The sequence below is a fragment of the Marinobacter suaedae genome (genome assembly GCF_030519635.1).
GTDB classification, from domain to species: Bacteria; Pseudomonadota; Gammaproteobacteria; order Pseudomonadales; family Oleiphilaceae; genus Marinobacter; species Marinobacter suaedae.
Genome location: NZ_JAUMIS010000001.1, coordinates 1,902,311 through 1,917,210 on the forward strand (window position 1 = coordinate 1,902,311; position 14,900 = coordinate 1,917,210).

Annotated in this window: 14 protein-coding genes; 7 read left to right on the top strand and 7 right to left on the bottom strand. The window is 59.4% G+C overall.

Features of this window, described 5'->3' with window-relative positions; genetic code table 11:
- Position 1 precedes the first annotated feature (1 nt).
- Genes QVZ43_RS08675 through dksA form a run of 4 tightly spaced genes read right to left on the bottom strand, consistent with a single transcriptional unit; the run spans position 2 to position 4,550 of the window.
- Positions 2-2,965: an ATP-binding protein gene (locus tag QVZ43_RS08675; protein ID WP_302909603.1), complete on the bottom strand. Its 2,964-nt coding sequence runs from the start codon at positions 2,963-2,965 to the stop codon at positions 2-4.
- A complete protein-coding gene (locus QVZ43_RS08680; protein WP_223795910.1) occupies positions 2,955-3,131 on the bottom strand; it encodes a hypothetical protein in 177 nt (58 codons plus the stop codon). Before QVZ43_RS08680 ends, QVZ43_RS08675 begins: the two co-directional genes overlap by 11 nt.
- Positions 3,132-3,179: 48 nt before the next feature.
- Positions 3,180-4,052, bottom strand: coding sequence for a tRNA glutamyl-Q(34) synthetase GluQRS (gene gluQRS, locus QVZ43_RS08685; protein WP_302909604.1), 873 nt, complete (start codon positions 4,050-4,052; stop codon positions 3,180-3,182).
- 57 nt (positions 4,053-4,109) lie between these two features.
- Positions 4,110-4,550, bottom strand: a complete 441-nt coding sequence (gene dksA, locus QVZ43_RS08690; RefSeq protein WP_223795912.1) for an RNA polymerase-binding protein DksA — start codon at positions 4,548-4,550, stop codon at positions 4,110-4,112.
- A gap of 180 nt (positions 4,551-4,730) precedes the next feature.
- On the opposite strand from dksA, the gene sfsA reads away from it, so the two are divergent.
- A complete protein-coding gene (sfsA, locus tag QVZ43_RS08695; protein WP_302909605.1) occupies positions 4,731-5,462 on the top strand; it encodes a DNA/RNA nuclease SfsA in 732 nt (243 codons plus the stop codon).
- On the opposite strand, the gene QVZ43_RS08700 is transcribed toward sfsA, so the two are convergent.
- Together QVZ43_RS08700 and QVZ43_RS08705 are read right to left on the bottom strand one after the other, a co-directional pair.
- Positions 5,446-5,820 carry a Rieske (2Fe-2S) protein gene (locus tag QVZ43_RS08700; protein ID WP_223795914.1) on the bottom strand — a complete coding sequence of 125 codons (375 nt, stop codon included), beginning with the start codon at positions 5,818-5,820 and terminating at the stop codon, positions 5,446-5,448. The genes sfsA and QVZ43_RS08700 overlap by 17 nt on opposite strands.
- A gap of 39 nt (positions 5,821-5,859) precedes the next feature.
- Complete coding sequence (locus tag QVZ43_RS08705) at positions 5,860-7,437, bottom strand: bifunctional aminoglycoside phosphotransferase/ATP-binding protein (protein WP_302909606.1); 1,578 nt, start codon at positions 7,435-7,437, stop codon at positions 5,860-5,862.
- Positions 7,438-7,560: 123 nt separating this feature from the next.
- Here QVZ43_RS08705 and mrcB point away from each other — a divergent pair, with 123 nt between their 5' ends.
- Together mrcB and QVZ43_RS08715 are read left to right on the top strand one after the other, a co-directional pair.
- Entirely contained in the window at positions 7,561-9,882 is a 2,322-nt protein-coding gene (gene mrcB / locus QVZ43_RS08710) for a penicillin-binding protein 1B (RefSeq protein WP_302909607.1), read from the top strand.
- Positions 9,879-10,463: a hypothetical protein gene (locus QVZ43_RS08715; protein WP_302909608.1), complete on the top strand. Its 585-nt coding sequence runs from the start codon at positions 9,879-9,881 to the stop codon at positions 10,461-10,463. Before mrcB ends, QVZ43_RS08715 begins: the two co-directional genes overlap by 4 nt.
- Before the next feature lie 61 nt (positions 10,464-10,524).
- Here QVZ43_RS08715 and QVZ43_RS08720 read toward each other — a convergent pair whose 3' ends face one another.
- A complete protein-coding gene (locus QVZ43_RS08720; RefSeq protein WP_302909609.1) occupies positions 10,525-11,436 on the bottom strand; it encodes a DUF4382 domain-containing protein in 912 nt (303 codons plus the stop codon).
- A gap of 203 nt (positions 11,437-11,639) precedes the next feature.
- Between QVZ43_RS08720 and QVZ43_RS08725 the strand changes: the two genes are divergently transcribed.
- The 4 genes from QVZ43_RS08725 to QVZ43_RS08740 all read left to right on the top strand — a co-directional run bounded on the left by QVZ43_RS08725 (position 11,640) and on the right by QVZ43_RS08740 (position 14,867).
- Positions 11,640-12,227 (top strand): RNA polymerase sigma factor, encoded by a 588-nt coding sequence (locus QVZ43_RS08725; protein WP_302909610.1) that lies wholly within the window; start codon positions 11,640-11,642, stop codon positions 12,225-12,227.
- A 10-nt stretch (positions 12,228-12,237) separates the two neighbouring features.
- Positions 12,238-12,942 (top strand): anti-sigma factor family protein, encoded by a 705-nt coding sequence (locus tag QVZ43_RS08730; RefSeq protein WP_302909611.1) that lies wholly within the window; start codon positions 12,238-12,240, stop codon positions 12,940-12,942.
- Complete coding sequence (locus tag QVZ43_RS08735) at positions 12,939-13,364, top strand: hypothetical protein (protein WP_302909612.1); 426 nt, start codon at positions 12,939-12,941, stop codon at positions 13,362-13,364. The genes QVZ43_RS08730 and QVZ43_RS08735 overlap by 4 nt, the downstream gene beginning before the upstream one ends.
- A gap of 156 nt (positions 13,365-13,520) precedes the next feature.
- A complete protein-coding gene (locus QVZ43_RS08740) occupies positions 13,521-14,867 on the top strand; it encodes a tetratricopeptide repeat protein (protein WP_302909613.1) in 1,347 nt (448 codons plus the stop codon).
- Positions 14,868-14,900 lie beyond the last annotated feature (33 nt).

The following is a 14,900-nucleotide window of genomic DNA, read 5'->3' on the forward strand; positions in this document are numbered from 1 at the left end:
ATTAGGACCCTTCGTTCTGGCTGATGCGGTGGTGGCTGGAGTCCGCTTCGTAAGCTGGCAGTCTGACTCGCACGCAGGTTCCCTGTCCTGTTATCTGATCGACAGGACTCTCGACCTGGATGTTGCCATAGTGCTCTTCGACGATGCTGTACACCAGCGAGAGGCCCAGACCAGTACCTTTATTCGGAGCCTTGGTGGTGTAGAAGGGCTCAAAGATATGGTCCAGCTGATCCTCGGGGATTCCGCTACCTTCATCGATAACCTCGATGATAGCGGAGTAGCCGTCGCCGTTTCCACTGACCCTTATGGTACTGCCTTCCGGCGAGGCATCCCGGGCGTTGGCCAGAAGGTTGACGAATACCTGTACGAGTCGCTGTTCATCGCCCAGTACCCGCAACTCCTCGGGGAGTTCGTTGATAAAGCGGATATGGCCATCCTTGTCGCTCAGCGAAAGCAGGTTGATTGATTCGTCCACGCACCGGTGGATATTGACTGGCTCGTACCGGTTGGCCTGAGCGTGGTTGCCGGTGCGGGCAAAGTTCATCAGTGATTGCAGGATGGTGGAGATCCGGCGCGTTTGTTGTTGAATCTGATTGGCGGTGTCCAGAATCTCCGGGTTGTCGGTCTCCAGCTTCAGATTTTGCGCCAGAGAGGAAATTCCGGTTACCGGGTTGCCAATTTCGTGCGCTACGCCCGCCGCTAGCCGACCCACCGACGCCAGTCGTTCGCTGTGCATCAGTTCGTCTTCCAACAGGCGGGTCTCGGTCTGGTCTTCCACCAGAATGATACTTCCACCTTCCGGGTGATCGGGGCCGCTCAGAGCGGCCTTGTGCAGGTTAAGCCAATGAGGTTTACCGCGAAGGTCGAGTCGGTGTTTGTAGCGGTGCAGTTCCTCACCCCGGTTGAAGTCGTCCAGCAGATGGTGCCAGTGCTCGGGCAGGGTCATCAGTTTGGCGCCTACCACATCGTCGGCCGTGATCCCGGTCAGGCTTTCGATGGCGTGGTTCCACATCAGGATTTCACCGTCTTCACCCACCGAGCAGGCCGGAATGGGCAGGTTTTGCAGGGTTTGCCGGTAGTGGCGGCGCAGGTTGTCCAGTTCCCCGGCCAGGCCGGTCAGGCGGTTCTGGTATTCGCCCAGTGCCCGCTCGACATACCGGATGTCCTGGGCTGTTCCGCCCCGGGCCATGGGTTTGAAACCCAGATGCCGCTGCACCATGTCCCTCGCCACGGTGGGGCCGAGCAGGCCAGACAGGTTGATCTCAATCTGGTCCCGCAATCGCCTTAGCTGATAGGGGCGGTATTCGATCTCCGGAAGTTTCAATTGGGACAGGGCTCGTTCGACCTCGCGTTTGGCGACGCCAAAGCCCAGCGGCTCCGAAAGTTGACGGGCAAAGTCCGCCGATGATGTTGCCAGCAGTTCCCGGCGCTGGGGACGGGAAAGGGCGCCGACCGAGCATGCCTGGGCCGCGCTGGTCTCCTCGCTGCTGCTGGTGCTCAGGATGGAGACCACGGCAAACAGGGCGACATTGGCCGTCAGGCTGATGAAGGTGAAGATGTGCCAGGTGTTGTCACCGGGTACCAGAGGGGCGTCCAGTAACGCCAGCAGGTTGGTGTTATGGGCAAAGGGCAGGACCAGCGTGATGATCCAGATGGTCAGTCCCAGCATCAGGCCAGCAATCAGACCACGCCGGTTGCCTTCGGGCCAGTAGATGACGCCCAGTGCCCCGGGCAGGAGTTGCAGCATGCCCGACAGCGACAGGATCCCGAGTATCGAAAGGTCAAGGTATTTGCCGAAACTCTCGTGGAATAGCAGGGCCATGAAAATGATGATGGCGATCAGGAAACGCCGGATCCACCTCAGCCAGCGATAGATGTCCCCCTGTTCCCGGGGTGTCTTCAGCGGCAGGATGATGTGGTTGAGCACCATGCCCGCCAGGGCCAGGGTGCTGACAATCATCAGGCCGCTGGCGGCGGACAGGCCGGCAATGTACATCAGCAGGGTGAGGGCTGGGCTGTCCAGGGCCTGGGCAATGCCCAGTACATAAAAGCTGGGCGGGGTGGTGACTTCCAGAGCCTGGCCACCCCAGAGGATGAGCGGTACCGGCAGCCCCAGGAGCAGAAGGTAGAGGGGAAGGCCCCAGCTGGCCTTGGCGAGCGCCCGGGGGGATGGGTTCTCACTGAAAGTCATGTGGTACATGTGAGGCAGCACCAATGCGCCCGCAAAGGCCATCAGCATGAGTGCACGCCAGCTGCCATCGTCGACGCTGAGGGTCATGGTCGTCGCTGGTGAGTCGTGGTTGATGAGCCAGGTATCCAGGCCCTCCATGCCGCCAAATACGCTGAACAAAACGACACAGCCCAAGGTCAGCAGTGCCACCAGTTTGACCAGTGAGTCGAAGGCAATGGCCAGTACCAGGCCCTGATGATTTTCGGAGGTCTGATCCCGGCGGGTGCCGAACAGCATGGCAAACAGGACCACGGTGATACTGAACATCACGCTGATCAGGTTGGTAGATGTGTCCGGCGCGAGCAGTGCCGCAGAACTGCTGACCGCCTGAATCTGCATGCTGAGCAGGGCCAGAATGGCGGCACCGGAGCAGAGGGTAACCAGAGTGCCGGCCCACTGGCTTCGATAGCGGTAGGCGAACAGGTCGGCGAGGGAGGTCAGCTGATAGGCACGGCCAATCCGCATGACCGGATTGAGCAGCACCGGTGCCAGCAGGAAGGCACCGCTGATGCCCAGATAATAGGCCAGGAAGCCATAGCCGGTGTCCGCTGCCACCCCGACCGCAGCGTATACGGCCCAAATGCCGGCGTAGACACCGAGGCTGAGGGTATAGATGAGCGGGTGACGGACCCAGTAACGGGGAAAGGTGCCCCGTTCAGTAACCCAGGCAATGCCGAAAAGCAGAAGCAGATAAAGCAGACTGGCGGACAGGAGGGTCGGCGCGCTAAAACTCATTGGGGTCTCGCCGCCATTCCAGCCAGAATCCGATGGCAATCAGGCCAGCCCAGATGACGTAGGGGGTATACCAGGCGTTACCGGGCTCGGTCCACCAGTCCAGGATGTTGGGCGAAAAAATGTAGATGGCCAGCACCAGCAGGAAGACCAGGCGATAGATATACATCGGACGCGTTATCCGGGGTGAATGGTAAAACCCGGTTATACCATGCACTTAGCCGGATGTCAGGTGGGCTGCCTGTCTGTGCCAGTGCACGATGCCCCATTCTAGGATGTCGGCTGGACTGGCATGGGCCAGTTGCGGGGGCGGCATCTGCCCGAGCGCCTGAAGCGCCTCGAACAGATTTCGCGCCGCCCGATCATCGTCCAGGGCAGGGGCATGGGTCTGCTTGCTGAGCTTCTGGCCCTGTTCATTAAGTATCACCGGGATGTGGAGCCAGTTAGGGGGCGACGTATTCAGGGCGCGATAGATCTGTTGTTGCTGGGCGGTCATGTCCAGCAGGTCCGAGCCGCGGACCACATCGGTAATGCCCTGGTCGATATCGTCCACCACAACCGCAAGCTGGTAGGCGAAGAACCCCTCCTTGCGCAACAACACCGGATCATCCAGTTCAGCGGTTACGGTTTGCTCCTGTGGGCCGAGCAGGTGGTCCTCCCATCGGCTGAATTCGTTTTCCAGAGCGAAGCGAATGGCATGGGCTTCCCCCTCTTCAACGGCGCTCATCTCCCGGCACTGCGCCGGATGACGGCCGTCATTTGCTTTGAGCTGTTTGCGGGAGCAGGCGCAGCGGTAGGCGCGGCCGGATTTGAGGAGTCGGTCGATACTGGCCTGGTAGGCGTCATGCCGCCGGGATTGATAACGAATGGGTTCGTCGGGAATCAGGCCGTGGGCGTTCAGGCTTGTCAGGATCTGGCCGGTCGCTTCCGGTGGTTCTCGCAGCGGATCCAGATCTTCGATGCGCACCAGCCAACAACCCTTTTTTACGCGGGCTTCGAGATAGCTGGCAAGGGCGGTGACAAGGGAGCCGAAATGCAGCGGGCCGGTGGGGGATGGCGCAAAACGGCCGCGATAAACTGGAGTGGTCATGGTAATCAGCCGCCGGCCTGTGACCAGGCCGTCGCGGCTGCTGACAGTCGATAAGGCTTAGATGCCAGTCTGCTTTTCCCGGATTTCGGCCAGGGTTTTGCAATCAATGCACAGGGTCGCCGTCGGGCGGGCTTCGAGTCGACGGGTGCCGATCTCAACGCCGCACTGGTCGCAGAAGCCATAGTCGTCCTTGTCGATACGATCGATGGTCTTGTCGATTTTCTTGATCAGCTTGCGCTCGCGATCACGGGTGCGTAGCTCCAGGCTGAATTCTTCTTCCTGGGTTGCACGGTCGCTGGGATCTGCGTAGTTTGCCGCGTCTTCCTGCATGTGGTGCATGGTGCGATCGACTTCTTCCATGAGCTCCTGTTTCCACTGAAGCAGCAGGCCCTTGAAGTGCTGCAACATGTCGTCGCTCATGTATTCTTCACCCTTCTTCATTTCATAGGGGGTGAAATTGGTGAATCTCTCGCGTTGTTGTTCTGCTGTGTTTGCCATTGAACCGGCCTCTTGTTTGTACTTCTTCAAGAACGCCCTGCCTGCCTTGGCTGCAGCAACCTGTCACGTGTTAGCTGCAAATTGGGCGAACGGGTCGTCCTGAAACAGGAATTTGCGGAAAATAGCAGATTAGTCACAGGCGTGCCAGCCTTGTTGTGAGGACTTTTGTACGGAGGTCACATGAAGTTTTCAGATCCCTTGATTCAGGGGAACTTGCTGCGTCGATACAAGCGTTTCCTGGCGGATGTCCGGCTGCCCGACGGCACGGAAATTACCGCCCATTGCCCGAATACCGGGTCCATGCTGGGGTGTCAGCCTGAGGATGCCCGGGTCTGGCTGACCCATAGCGATAACCCCAAGCGTAAGCTTCAATACACCTGGGAGTTGGTGGAAGTGGCGCCGGGCCAATTGGCCTGCATTAACACGGCCCGGGCCAATGCCCAGGCCAGGGCCGCTGTGGAGGCCGGTGGCGTTGCGGAGCTGGCCGGTTACGCGTCCTGCCGTTCCGAGGTCAAGTACGGCGCGGAAAACAGCCGGATCGACCTGCTGTTGTCGGGGCACACGGATCGGGCGGATGCCTGGGTGGAAGTCAAGAACGTGACCCTGGCCGAGGGTGGCAAGGGGTATTTCCCGGACGCGGTGACCACCCGGGGGCAGAAGCACCTGCGAGAGCTGATGGTGCAGGTTGAGCAGGGCGATCGGGCGGTACTGCTGTTTGTGGTCAATCACACCGGGGTCGAAACGGTCCAGCCGGCCGACCACATTGATCCAGCGTACGGAGCCCTGCTGCGGGAAGCCATTGAGGCGGGTGTGGAAGTGCTTGCTTACCGGGCTGAGCTGGCAGATGAACGGGGCGAGCCTTCCGGCAGCCTGGCCCTGGTTGAGGCCGTGCCCGTTAGCGTGGAGCCCTGATCTGGATTTCGCCGCTTTCGATGCGGACATCCAGGGGGATCAGGTATTCGCCCATGCAGGGGCCGGTGATGCATTCACCGGTGCCCGGCTTGAACAGAGCGCCGTGGGTGGCGCACTGAATGAACAGGTTGCCTGAGTCCATAAACCGGCCCGGCATCCAGTTCAGTTCAACGCCCAGGTGCGGGCACTGATTGAGGTAGGCGAGCGGCTCGTCACCCTCCAGGAAGGCAAAGCCGGTGAGCGGCATGTCTCCCGGGTCGCGGATTGGCTGTTGAATCCGGAATTCCAGAAACTGGCCCGGCTGAAGATCGTTCAGATCGCAAACGGTTTGCCAGTCAGGCGTCGACGGTGTGCTCATGTCAGTTGGTCCGTTGCGTTCCGGTCAGCTCTGCCCCGGTTAATGAGGTGCAAAGCCAAAGTGCTGGCGGATACGGTCCGCGACGGCTTCGGCCACATGCTCCTGTTCCGTGTGCAGATGGATCGTGTGACTGCGCTCTTCGGCGGTAAGCGGTTCATACCAGGACTTCTGGTCGTCCAGCAGATCCTCAGTGGCCTCGGAGGCATCGTTGTAACGCTTGCGAATCCACTCCCGGCGCAGTTCCTCGGGGGCTTCGCAGTGCAGCAGGGCGAAGGGTACCGCCTGTTCTTCCGCCAGATCGGCAAACAGGGTGCGCTCCCGTTCCTTCAGGTTCGCCGCATCAATGACGACCGGCATGCCCGCCGCCAGAAGCTCCCGGGCGACATCCACCAGCCGTTGGTAGGTTTTCTCCGTGGCTTCCGGGGTGTACAGGTTGCCGCCGACGCTGGATTTGCTGTCGTCGAGCGGCCCCATTCCGTGGATGCGTTTGCGCTCGACGTCTGAGCGAAGCCGAATCAGTTCAAGTTCGCCGGCCATGGTCGCGCAAACCAGCGACTTGCCACTGGCGGATAATCCTGTGCTCGCCAGCAGGTACGGGGTGGGGATGACGCTGTATTCCTCGGCCAGTTGGGCATACGCTCGGTAGCGCTGCATCAGGGCTGCTTTGTCATCCTCGCTCAGGGACGGGTTGGCCATGGTGAACAGGGCGATCTTGGCGCGCACCAGGGCCCGGTAGGCCTTGTACAGAGGTAGCAGTGGCAGGGCGTCAAAGTCGTCCCGGTATTCGAGGTAGGTGTTGAGCACCCGGTTGGCCAGGGCGTATTCGTTGCGGGATTCGAGATCCATCAGCAGGAACGCCAGATCATTAATTACATCGATCCAGCGGAAGGGCTCGTTGAATTCGATGCAGTCGAATACCGTGACCCTGCCGTCGAACAGCGTGATATTGGCAAGGTGCAGGTCGCCGTGGCACTCGCGAATCAGGCCTTTTTCCCGGCGCTCGGCCAGTTGTTCCCGGTGATGCTCAAAGGTGATCCGGGTCCAATCTTCCAGGTTATCCAGCTGCGCCAGCAGGGCCTTGTCGTCAATCATCGGGCGGATCTGGTCAAAGTTTTCCTGCATGGCGGCGTATACCGCTTCCGGCGTGCCGAGTGGTTTGTCGGCTGGTACCTGGGGAATGCTTTCGTGGAATTCGGCCACCTGTATGGCCAGTTCGGTTAGTAACTCCGGCGTCAGCTTGCCCTGTTCCTGCAGGCCATCGAGGAGCTGGTCCTGGTCAAACTGGCGCATTTTTATGGCGTACTCGAAGGCTTCTCCATCACCACCAATCGCAGGGTTCTGTGGTGTTCCGGTGATGGGCAGAACTTCCAGATACAGGGGCTCCGCCAGACGGCGGTTGAGCCTGAGTTCTTCTTCGCAAAAATGCTTACGACGCTCGAGGGTGGAAAAGTCCAGGAAGCCGAAATCCATGGGCTTCTTGATCTTGTAGGCGTAGTCGCCCGTCAGGAGAACCTGTGAGATATGGGTTTCGATCACCCGAAAGTCACTCACCGGGTGGTCAAACAGTTCGGGGGTTTGCAGTGCCTGGATCAGTGTGTCTGGGGATGCGTCGCTCACAGTGTTTACCTCAATATCCCTGGCTCATATCGTTGTTATAGGGCTAATCATAGCTGCCGGATTACAGAAATAACACATACTTGGCCTGCCTTCGTCACAATCCCATTCGGTATAATGCCGGCCATGAAAAAGTCGACCGCACCCTCCGGAAAAAAACGAAAATCCCCGAAAAAATCACCAAAAAACCAGCGTCGTCCCTGGTTCTGGCGAACGTTTTTGCGTCTGGCCATTTTTGGCGCGGTGCTGCTCGCCTGCTGGATGGTCTACCTGGATGCCGTGGTGACGTCCCGTTTTGAGGGGCGGCGCTTCGAAGTGCCCTCACGGGTATACGCTCGTCCGCTGGAACTGTATGAGGGAGCCAGTGTCAGTGCCGGTGCCCTGGAGCGCGAGTTGAAGCTGTCGGGCTTTCGCAAGGGCGATGGATCCAGATCGGGCAGTTACCAGCGCAATGGTGGCCGGTTCTTGATCAGTACCCGGGGCTTCACGTTTCCGGATGGCGCAGAGCCCAAGCGCCAGTTGGCGCTCAGTATCTACGGTGACCGGGTCGAGAAATTTTCCGTCATGCGGGGGGATCAGTCACCGATTGTGCGGCTGGAACCGGCCCAGATCGGCGGCATCTACCCGGCCCACAAGGAAGATCGGGTCCTCGTGCAACTGCAGGATGTCCCCGAGCTACTGACGGCCACGTTGCTGACCATTGAGGATCGCAATTTCCACGATCACTTCGGTATCGCGCCCATGTCCATCGCCCGGGCCATGCTGGCGAACATCCGGGCTGGCAGGGTGGTCCAGGGCGGCAGTACCCTGACGCAGCAGCTGGTGAAAAACTTTTACCTGACCCGGGAGCAGACCCTGCTGCGCAAGGGCAATGAAGCACTGATGTCGATCCTGCTGGAGCTGCATTATGAGAAGGACGACATTCTCGAAACTTACCTCAACGAAGTGTATCTCGGGCAGGCTGGCACCCGGAGCATCAACGGTTTTGGTCTGGCCAGTCAGTTCTTCTTTGGTGAACGGCTGCAGGACTTGCAGATACATCAGATCGCCCTGCTGGTCGGGATGGTCAAAGGACCCAGTTATTACAACCCCCGCCGGCACCCGGAACGGGCGACCAGTCGCCGGAATCTGGTGATTTCGGAAATGGAGGATGCGGAGCTGATCGATTCGGTCACCGCGGCACGGGCGCGGGGCATGCCGCTTGGGGTCAGTGAGCGGCCGTCGTATTCCGAAAACCGTTATCCGGCTTACATTGACCTGGTGCGTCGCCACCTGGCGCGGGATTATCGGGAAGAGGATCTGCGCAGCGAGGGGCTCCGGATTTTTACCACCCTGAATCCGGCCATCCAGTACGCAGCCGAGTACGCTGTTACCGATACCTTGCCCCGGCTCGCGAATGCAAAGGAGTTGGAAGCCGCCCTGGTGGTCACCGCCAAGGACAGCGGCGAGGTGCTGGCCCTGGTGGGTGGGCGTGATCCGCAGTTTGCCGGTTTCAACCGGGCGCTGGATGCCAACCGGCTGATCGGTTCCCTGATCAAGCCGTTCATTTATATGGCTGCGCTGGAACACCCGGAGCGCTATACCCTGATCAGCCCGGTGCAGGACAAGTCCTTTGCGCTGGAATTCGAAGACGGCCGCCGCTGGGAACCGAAGAACTATGACGGCAAGGAGCGTGGCGCGGTCCCCCTGCACGAAGCGCTGTCCCGCTCTTATAACCTGCCGGCGGTGAGGGTAGGGCTGGATGTCGGGGTTCGTGAGGTGCGTGAGATCCTGCAGGACTTTGGGGTGGGATCCGACATACCCGAGTACCCGTCCATGTTGCTGGGCGCTGTTTCCATGAGTCCGGTGACTGTGGCTCAGATGTATCAAGGGCTCGCCACCTCAGGATTCAACACGCCACTGCGTACCATACGGGAAGTGACTGATGCACAGGGCAACGCGCTTAGCCGGTACAATCTCGCCGTTGATCAGGTGGCGGATCCGGCGGCGGTGCACCTGTTGCAGTATGCCATGCAGGAAACCATGCGCGAGGGGACCGGGCGCTCGGCTTACTATAGTGTGCCCAAAGAGCTGGCTCTGGCGGGCAAGACCGGAACCACAGACGATGGCCGGGACTCCTGGTTCGCAGGGTTCAGTGGTGATCTGCTGGCGGTGGCCTGGGTAGGGCGTGACGATAACGGCGCGACTTCACTGACCGGTGCCAGTGGTGCCTTGCCCGTCTGGTCACGGTTTATGGCGCAGGTGCCCCAGCACGGCTTTTCGCCGGTGATGCCGGATGGGGTGAAATATCACTGGGTCAACGGAGACCGGCAGGCACTGACCGACGAATACTGCGACAATGCCCGGCTGGTGCCGTTCATAACTGGCAGTGAGCCTACCCAGGAGGTTTCCTGTTCAGGCGTACTTCAGAGACGAATCAAAGGTTGGTTTGAAGGATTGTTTCAATGATTAAGAAACACGTTTCAGGGCTTCCAGTAGCCATTGCCATGCTGGTGCTGGCGGGCTGTGCCTCAGCTCCGGGAGAGTCGATTTACGTGCCGGTGGGTGGGCAGCCGAGTCAGGCTCCGGAACCACCCCGAACTGAACAGCGCACCGAGACCGCTCCGGTTTACCGGAAAAGCGAGCAGCCGACGATGGTTGAGCCTTCGGAGCCCGTGGACCGGACGCCGCGCAGCAGCGGGCCCAGCTATCGGGATTCCGGTGAGCAGATGTCCCCGGCGGCTCTGAGTCTGGTGCGGGAAGCCGATGCCTTGCTGGCCCAGGGTAACGTGCCTGCGGCGCTGGGGCGCCTGGAACGCGCCCAGCGGATTTCGCCGCGCTCGGCTGCGGTTTACTACAAGTTGTCCCAGGCCTATGTGGTGAATGAGCAGTTGGGAACCGCAGAGCAGTTTGCCCTCAAAGGGCTGTCGGTGTCTGGCAGCGACGCGAGAATGCAGCGTGCCGGCTGGCTGTTGCTGGCGGATATTCGCCGGGCAAGAGGGAATGTGGCGGGCGCAGATCAGGCTGAGGAAAGGGCCTCGGCGCTTTGACCGTCGAGCTAAATCGGATATGAAAACCCCGCTCATAGCGGGGTTTTTCTTGCCTGTTGGCTCAGGGGACCAGTGGGATGGTCTCTGCCTTGGTCTCCGTGTTTGCTACGACGGTAACCGTCTGGGTACCGAGAAACTCCAGTTGTTCCGTGGTGCCGTTGTCATCCAGCTGGCAGCTGTAGCTCACCGTATACTGACCTTCCGTCAGGAAGGCCGCAGTGTACTCGTACAAACTGTTTTGGTTCGGGTTTGACACAGGGATGGTCATCAGCGGGCCACTATCTTCCAGATTTACGTTCAGATCTGTTGGTGCAATGTCTGCGCCCTGATAAACATAGACTGCGCCCTCATAATCCTCTGAACAGCCGCCCGGTTCCTGCAGGATTGTGCCATAGTCGACCAGTCCGGAAATCGAGCCAACTTCCAAGTTGTTAACCAGTCTCAGGGTGGGCTTGAGCAGGTAATCCGCCAGGGACTGTCCTTCCGGATCTACGATGGACTCCTGAACGTTGAAGTCGATGGTGAAGTCGGTTGTGGTGTCCGCCGCAACCACCATCTCACCCTTCAGCTTCAGGCCACTTTGTTCGCCGGAGGGTACCGCCAGAGTCTTGGGAACATCAGGCGCGCTGGCCAGGTTCACAAAGGACTGTGACGTATCGATGAGCAGGCGGACTTCGCTGTAGGGACCGGCGGGAATCTCTTCGTCGGTGATTAGCGGCTCACTCAGGCCACCCTGCAGTTCCAGCAGGTTCCAGGTTTTGTTCTGCGGGAAATCGAACTCAATCCATTTGCCACCTTCAGGCTTCAGCGCCATTCCGGTAAAGGCGATGGTGACGTTGGAAAACTTCAGGGCCGGTGCGTCGGTCAGGCCGATGGACACAGTCCCTGTGCTGCCGGTGTCATTGCCGCCACCACACGCGGCGATACCTGCTGCCAGCGCTGAAACGGTGAAAACGCGGATGATACGGTTCATAAAACCCCCTTGGGCAGTTGCTATTATGTAAATCAATGTCAAACGTGGACGCTATCCTAACGCTGGTACCCCCCAAAAAGTTCTGTCCGTTTTGTTAACCTTTCCTCATAAACGACCATAAAAAAGGAACAGTCAGGTCAACGTCAGCTCCCTTGGTATAAACTGCTTGGCTGTAAAGAAACCACTTTCAGGTAGTAGCGGTTTTGTCCCTTATTCCTTTCAGGCAGTCCAAATCCCGCCGTTTCGAGCTCTTGATCCAGCCTCATCTGGATGTGCTCTATCGGTTCGCCTATCGACTCGCAGGCCAGCAGCAGGACGCGGAAGATCTGGTGCAGGATGTGATCGTCAAACTGTATCCCCGCCTCGACGAACTCGAAGCGGTGGAGCAACTGCGTCCGTGGCTCAATCGCGTCCTTTATCGTCATTTCATCGATCAGGTCCGCCGCAAATCCCGCCAGGGCGATATGCCGCTGAGCGAACTCGTCGAGGCGGACGCCCAGGCCGACTGGCTGGACAGTCTTGAATCGGACCACTTGGGACCGGATCTCCTGCTGGAGCAGTCGCGCCTGGGACCTGCGCTGGATCGGGTCATTGCGACCCTGCCGCCGGACCAGCGCGCACTGGTTCTGCTCCACGACGTCGATGGCTGGCGACAGGAAGATATCGCCGATGTGCTTGATATCCCCCTCGGTACCGTGAAATCCCGTTTGCATCGCTGCCGAGCGGCACTCAGAAAAAAAATTCAAAGGGAACTGGAACCTATTCCTCAGGCAGAGCGTGTGGGGAAGTGAGGAGAGCATTATGACGTGTCGGGAAATACGCGTGAGCCTCGGTGCTTACATGAACAATGAGCTGCCAGCTGAGCGCAACAAGATTGTTGCCCAGCACCTGCGTGGCTGCGCTTCCTGCCAGTCTCTGATCGAGTCTGAACAAACCCTCAGGGACATGCTCCAGCACCGCCTGCAGATTCCACCGGCTTCGGCAGGCTTTGAATCACGGGTGCTGGCGGCGGCCACCAAGCAGTCCCAGGTTGCCTCCGGAAACTGGAGCCATCGTGTGATGGGGGGCGCGATTGCAGCAGCCCTGGCGATGGGGGTTTCCCTCGGTGTGTTCATGGGCGGTAACCAGGGCGAGCCTGACGGCGTAGGCGTCGTGGATTCGCAAGCGGTTCAGGCCAGTCAGCCCGATGATGTCCAGGCCGTGTATAATGACCCGGTCGAACAAACGGTTCGCCTGGCCTTCCATTCCGGTGAGCCCCTGGAGAACGTCACTCTTACCATTCAGTTGCCACCCAATGTGGAACTCGCATCCTGGCCTGGTCGTCAGGAGTTGAGCTGGCAGGTGAGTCTGGATGCGGGCGACAACGTTCTGGCGTTGCCGTTGAAGGTTCTGTTCCCGGGTACCGGTGAACTGGTGGCCAAACTGGATACCGGCGAACGCCAAAAGATTTTCCGGGGAGCGATCCCCAAGTACCAACCTGCTGTTGAGGAGGTACCTGCGTCGTGAAACGCTTAGGTTCGGCATCGACGTTAATGCTGCCGGTTTTGACTCTGATCGTCGGGCTGATGGCATCGACTGTGAGTCAGGCCGCGGATGATCTGGATGTAACGATGCGAATGGTCCTGGATGATTCGGACCTGACGAATTCGGTCGTGCAGGAGATTGAGTTGCCCCGGCCAGTGCCGTCGGTTCCTTCTACGGGCCGTGACAATGCCAATGAGCGTGCCGCCAAGGGTATGGATCAACGGGATGCCGCTCACGCAGCCGCGCGGGATGCCCGTGATGTGACCGGACGCAAGGATACTATTGAGCGTCCTGAAGATGTTCGTCCAGATGATGCCATTGAGGCCAGACGGGACGCACGGCAAGATCTGTCCCTGGATCGTCCGGACGCTTCAACAAACCGGCCTGAAACGCCTACGCCCTGAAGAATCGCGTCCCAGTCAGGCCGGTGAACAGTATCGCTTCGGCCTGCATTGCGCTTTTCTTGATGCCCCCATTCTTATACTCTTCGGTAATGTAGGGCGGAATGTCGGTTCATTTTTACTGATGTTTCGGTGTCGTATCTGAACCGGAGAAGGCTCTTGCTGGTTAATCGGCTGATTTTGGGCAGCTGGCTGTTTGCTCTTGCCTCCAGCGCCGTACTTGCGGACGACTCGAACACTCCGGCTGACGCCTTCAAACAGGGAGTGAGGAACTTCCAATCGGGAGATCTGAACGAGGCTCGTCGCGCCTTTGAAAGCGCCCGAACCGGTGGCCTTGAATCCGCCCCCCTGCTTTACAATCTGGGGGTTGTTTATTACCGCCTCGCCGATTACTCCTTAGCTGAAGAAACATTTCGCGCTCTGCTCGACACCAAACATCGCCCCCTCGCCACCTACAACCTGGGCCTGGTTGCGCTTAAGCAGGGAGATACCACTGCTGCCCGCGCATGGTTCGAACAAACCCTGAACTCCCGGTCACCCGATCAGCTGCAAGCGATGGCGGATCTGCAATTACAGAAGCTGGGTCGGAGTGGGCTCAGCGATGGCTATGCCCTTACCCCTCCCAATGCCTACCTGATCGCCGCGGGTGGCTATGACAGCAACATTGCCGGGCTGCCTGACACCAGCGTAGCCAGTGAAGGTGGCGGATTTGCTGAACTGTTGGGTACCGGTTCGGTGGGACTGGCAGAGATTGGTTCCGGAGAGTTGCGCCTGGATGGCGTCGTCTACAGTCGGCGCTACCCCTCCGAGGCGGAGTTCAATACCTCCCTTATTGCCTCAGACGTGCTTTGGATTGTGCCCCATGGGTCGGGTACCCGGGGTGGGGGGGTGACCTTCAGCCAGTCCTGGTTCGACACCGACGTGTTTGAGCGGCGATACGGCCTGGAAGGCTTCCAGCAGTGGAGCAACTGTGACCAATTTCTGGGATTGTCCCGCTGTGGGGTGTCGCTTGCGGTCGCCCAGGTTGCCGGTGGTGAGGCCTTTGAAGCCTATGATGGCCAGTGGTACAAACTCAGGTTGACCGCGCGACGACCATTCGGTGCCTGGTATTGGCGGGGGGAGTACAGCTTCGAGCTGAACAACCGTGCCGACTTTGTGGCCGGGGATGAATTTTACAGTGTGTCCCCTCGGCGCCATGAGCTGGCACTGAGTCTCCGTTACCCGGTGAGTTCACAGCTGACAGCGGGTTGGTCCGGTGGCTACCAGTACAGCCGTTACCGGGATCCCCATCGCCTGCTTGAGACGGACGCACCTGTTGAGGAGGCTGCAGTGGAGGAACAGCAACGTGTCGACCGCTGGTTCGAAACGGGCCTGTTCGCTGAGCAGCGACTTTCCGATCGATGGCTGGTTCGGGCCGAGTGGGAGATTCAGGACAATAACAGCCGGATAGATCGTTACGATTACCAGCGCCATACCTTCATGGCGTCCCTCGAAGCCAGCTTCTGACCCCGGCCCGCAGGCCGGGGGCTGTTGAGCGCC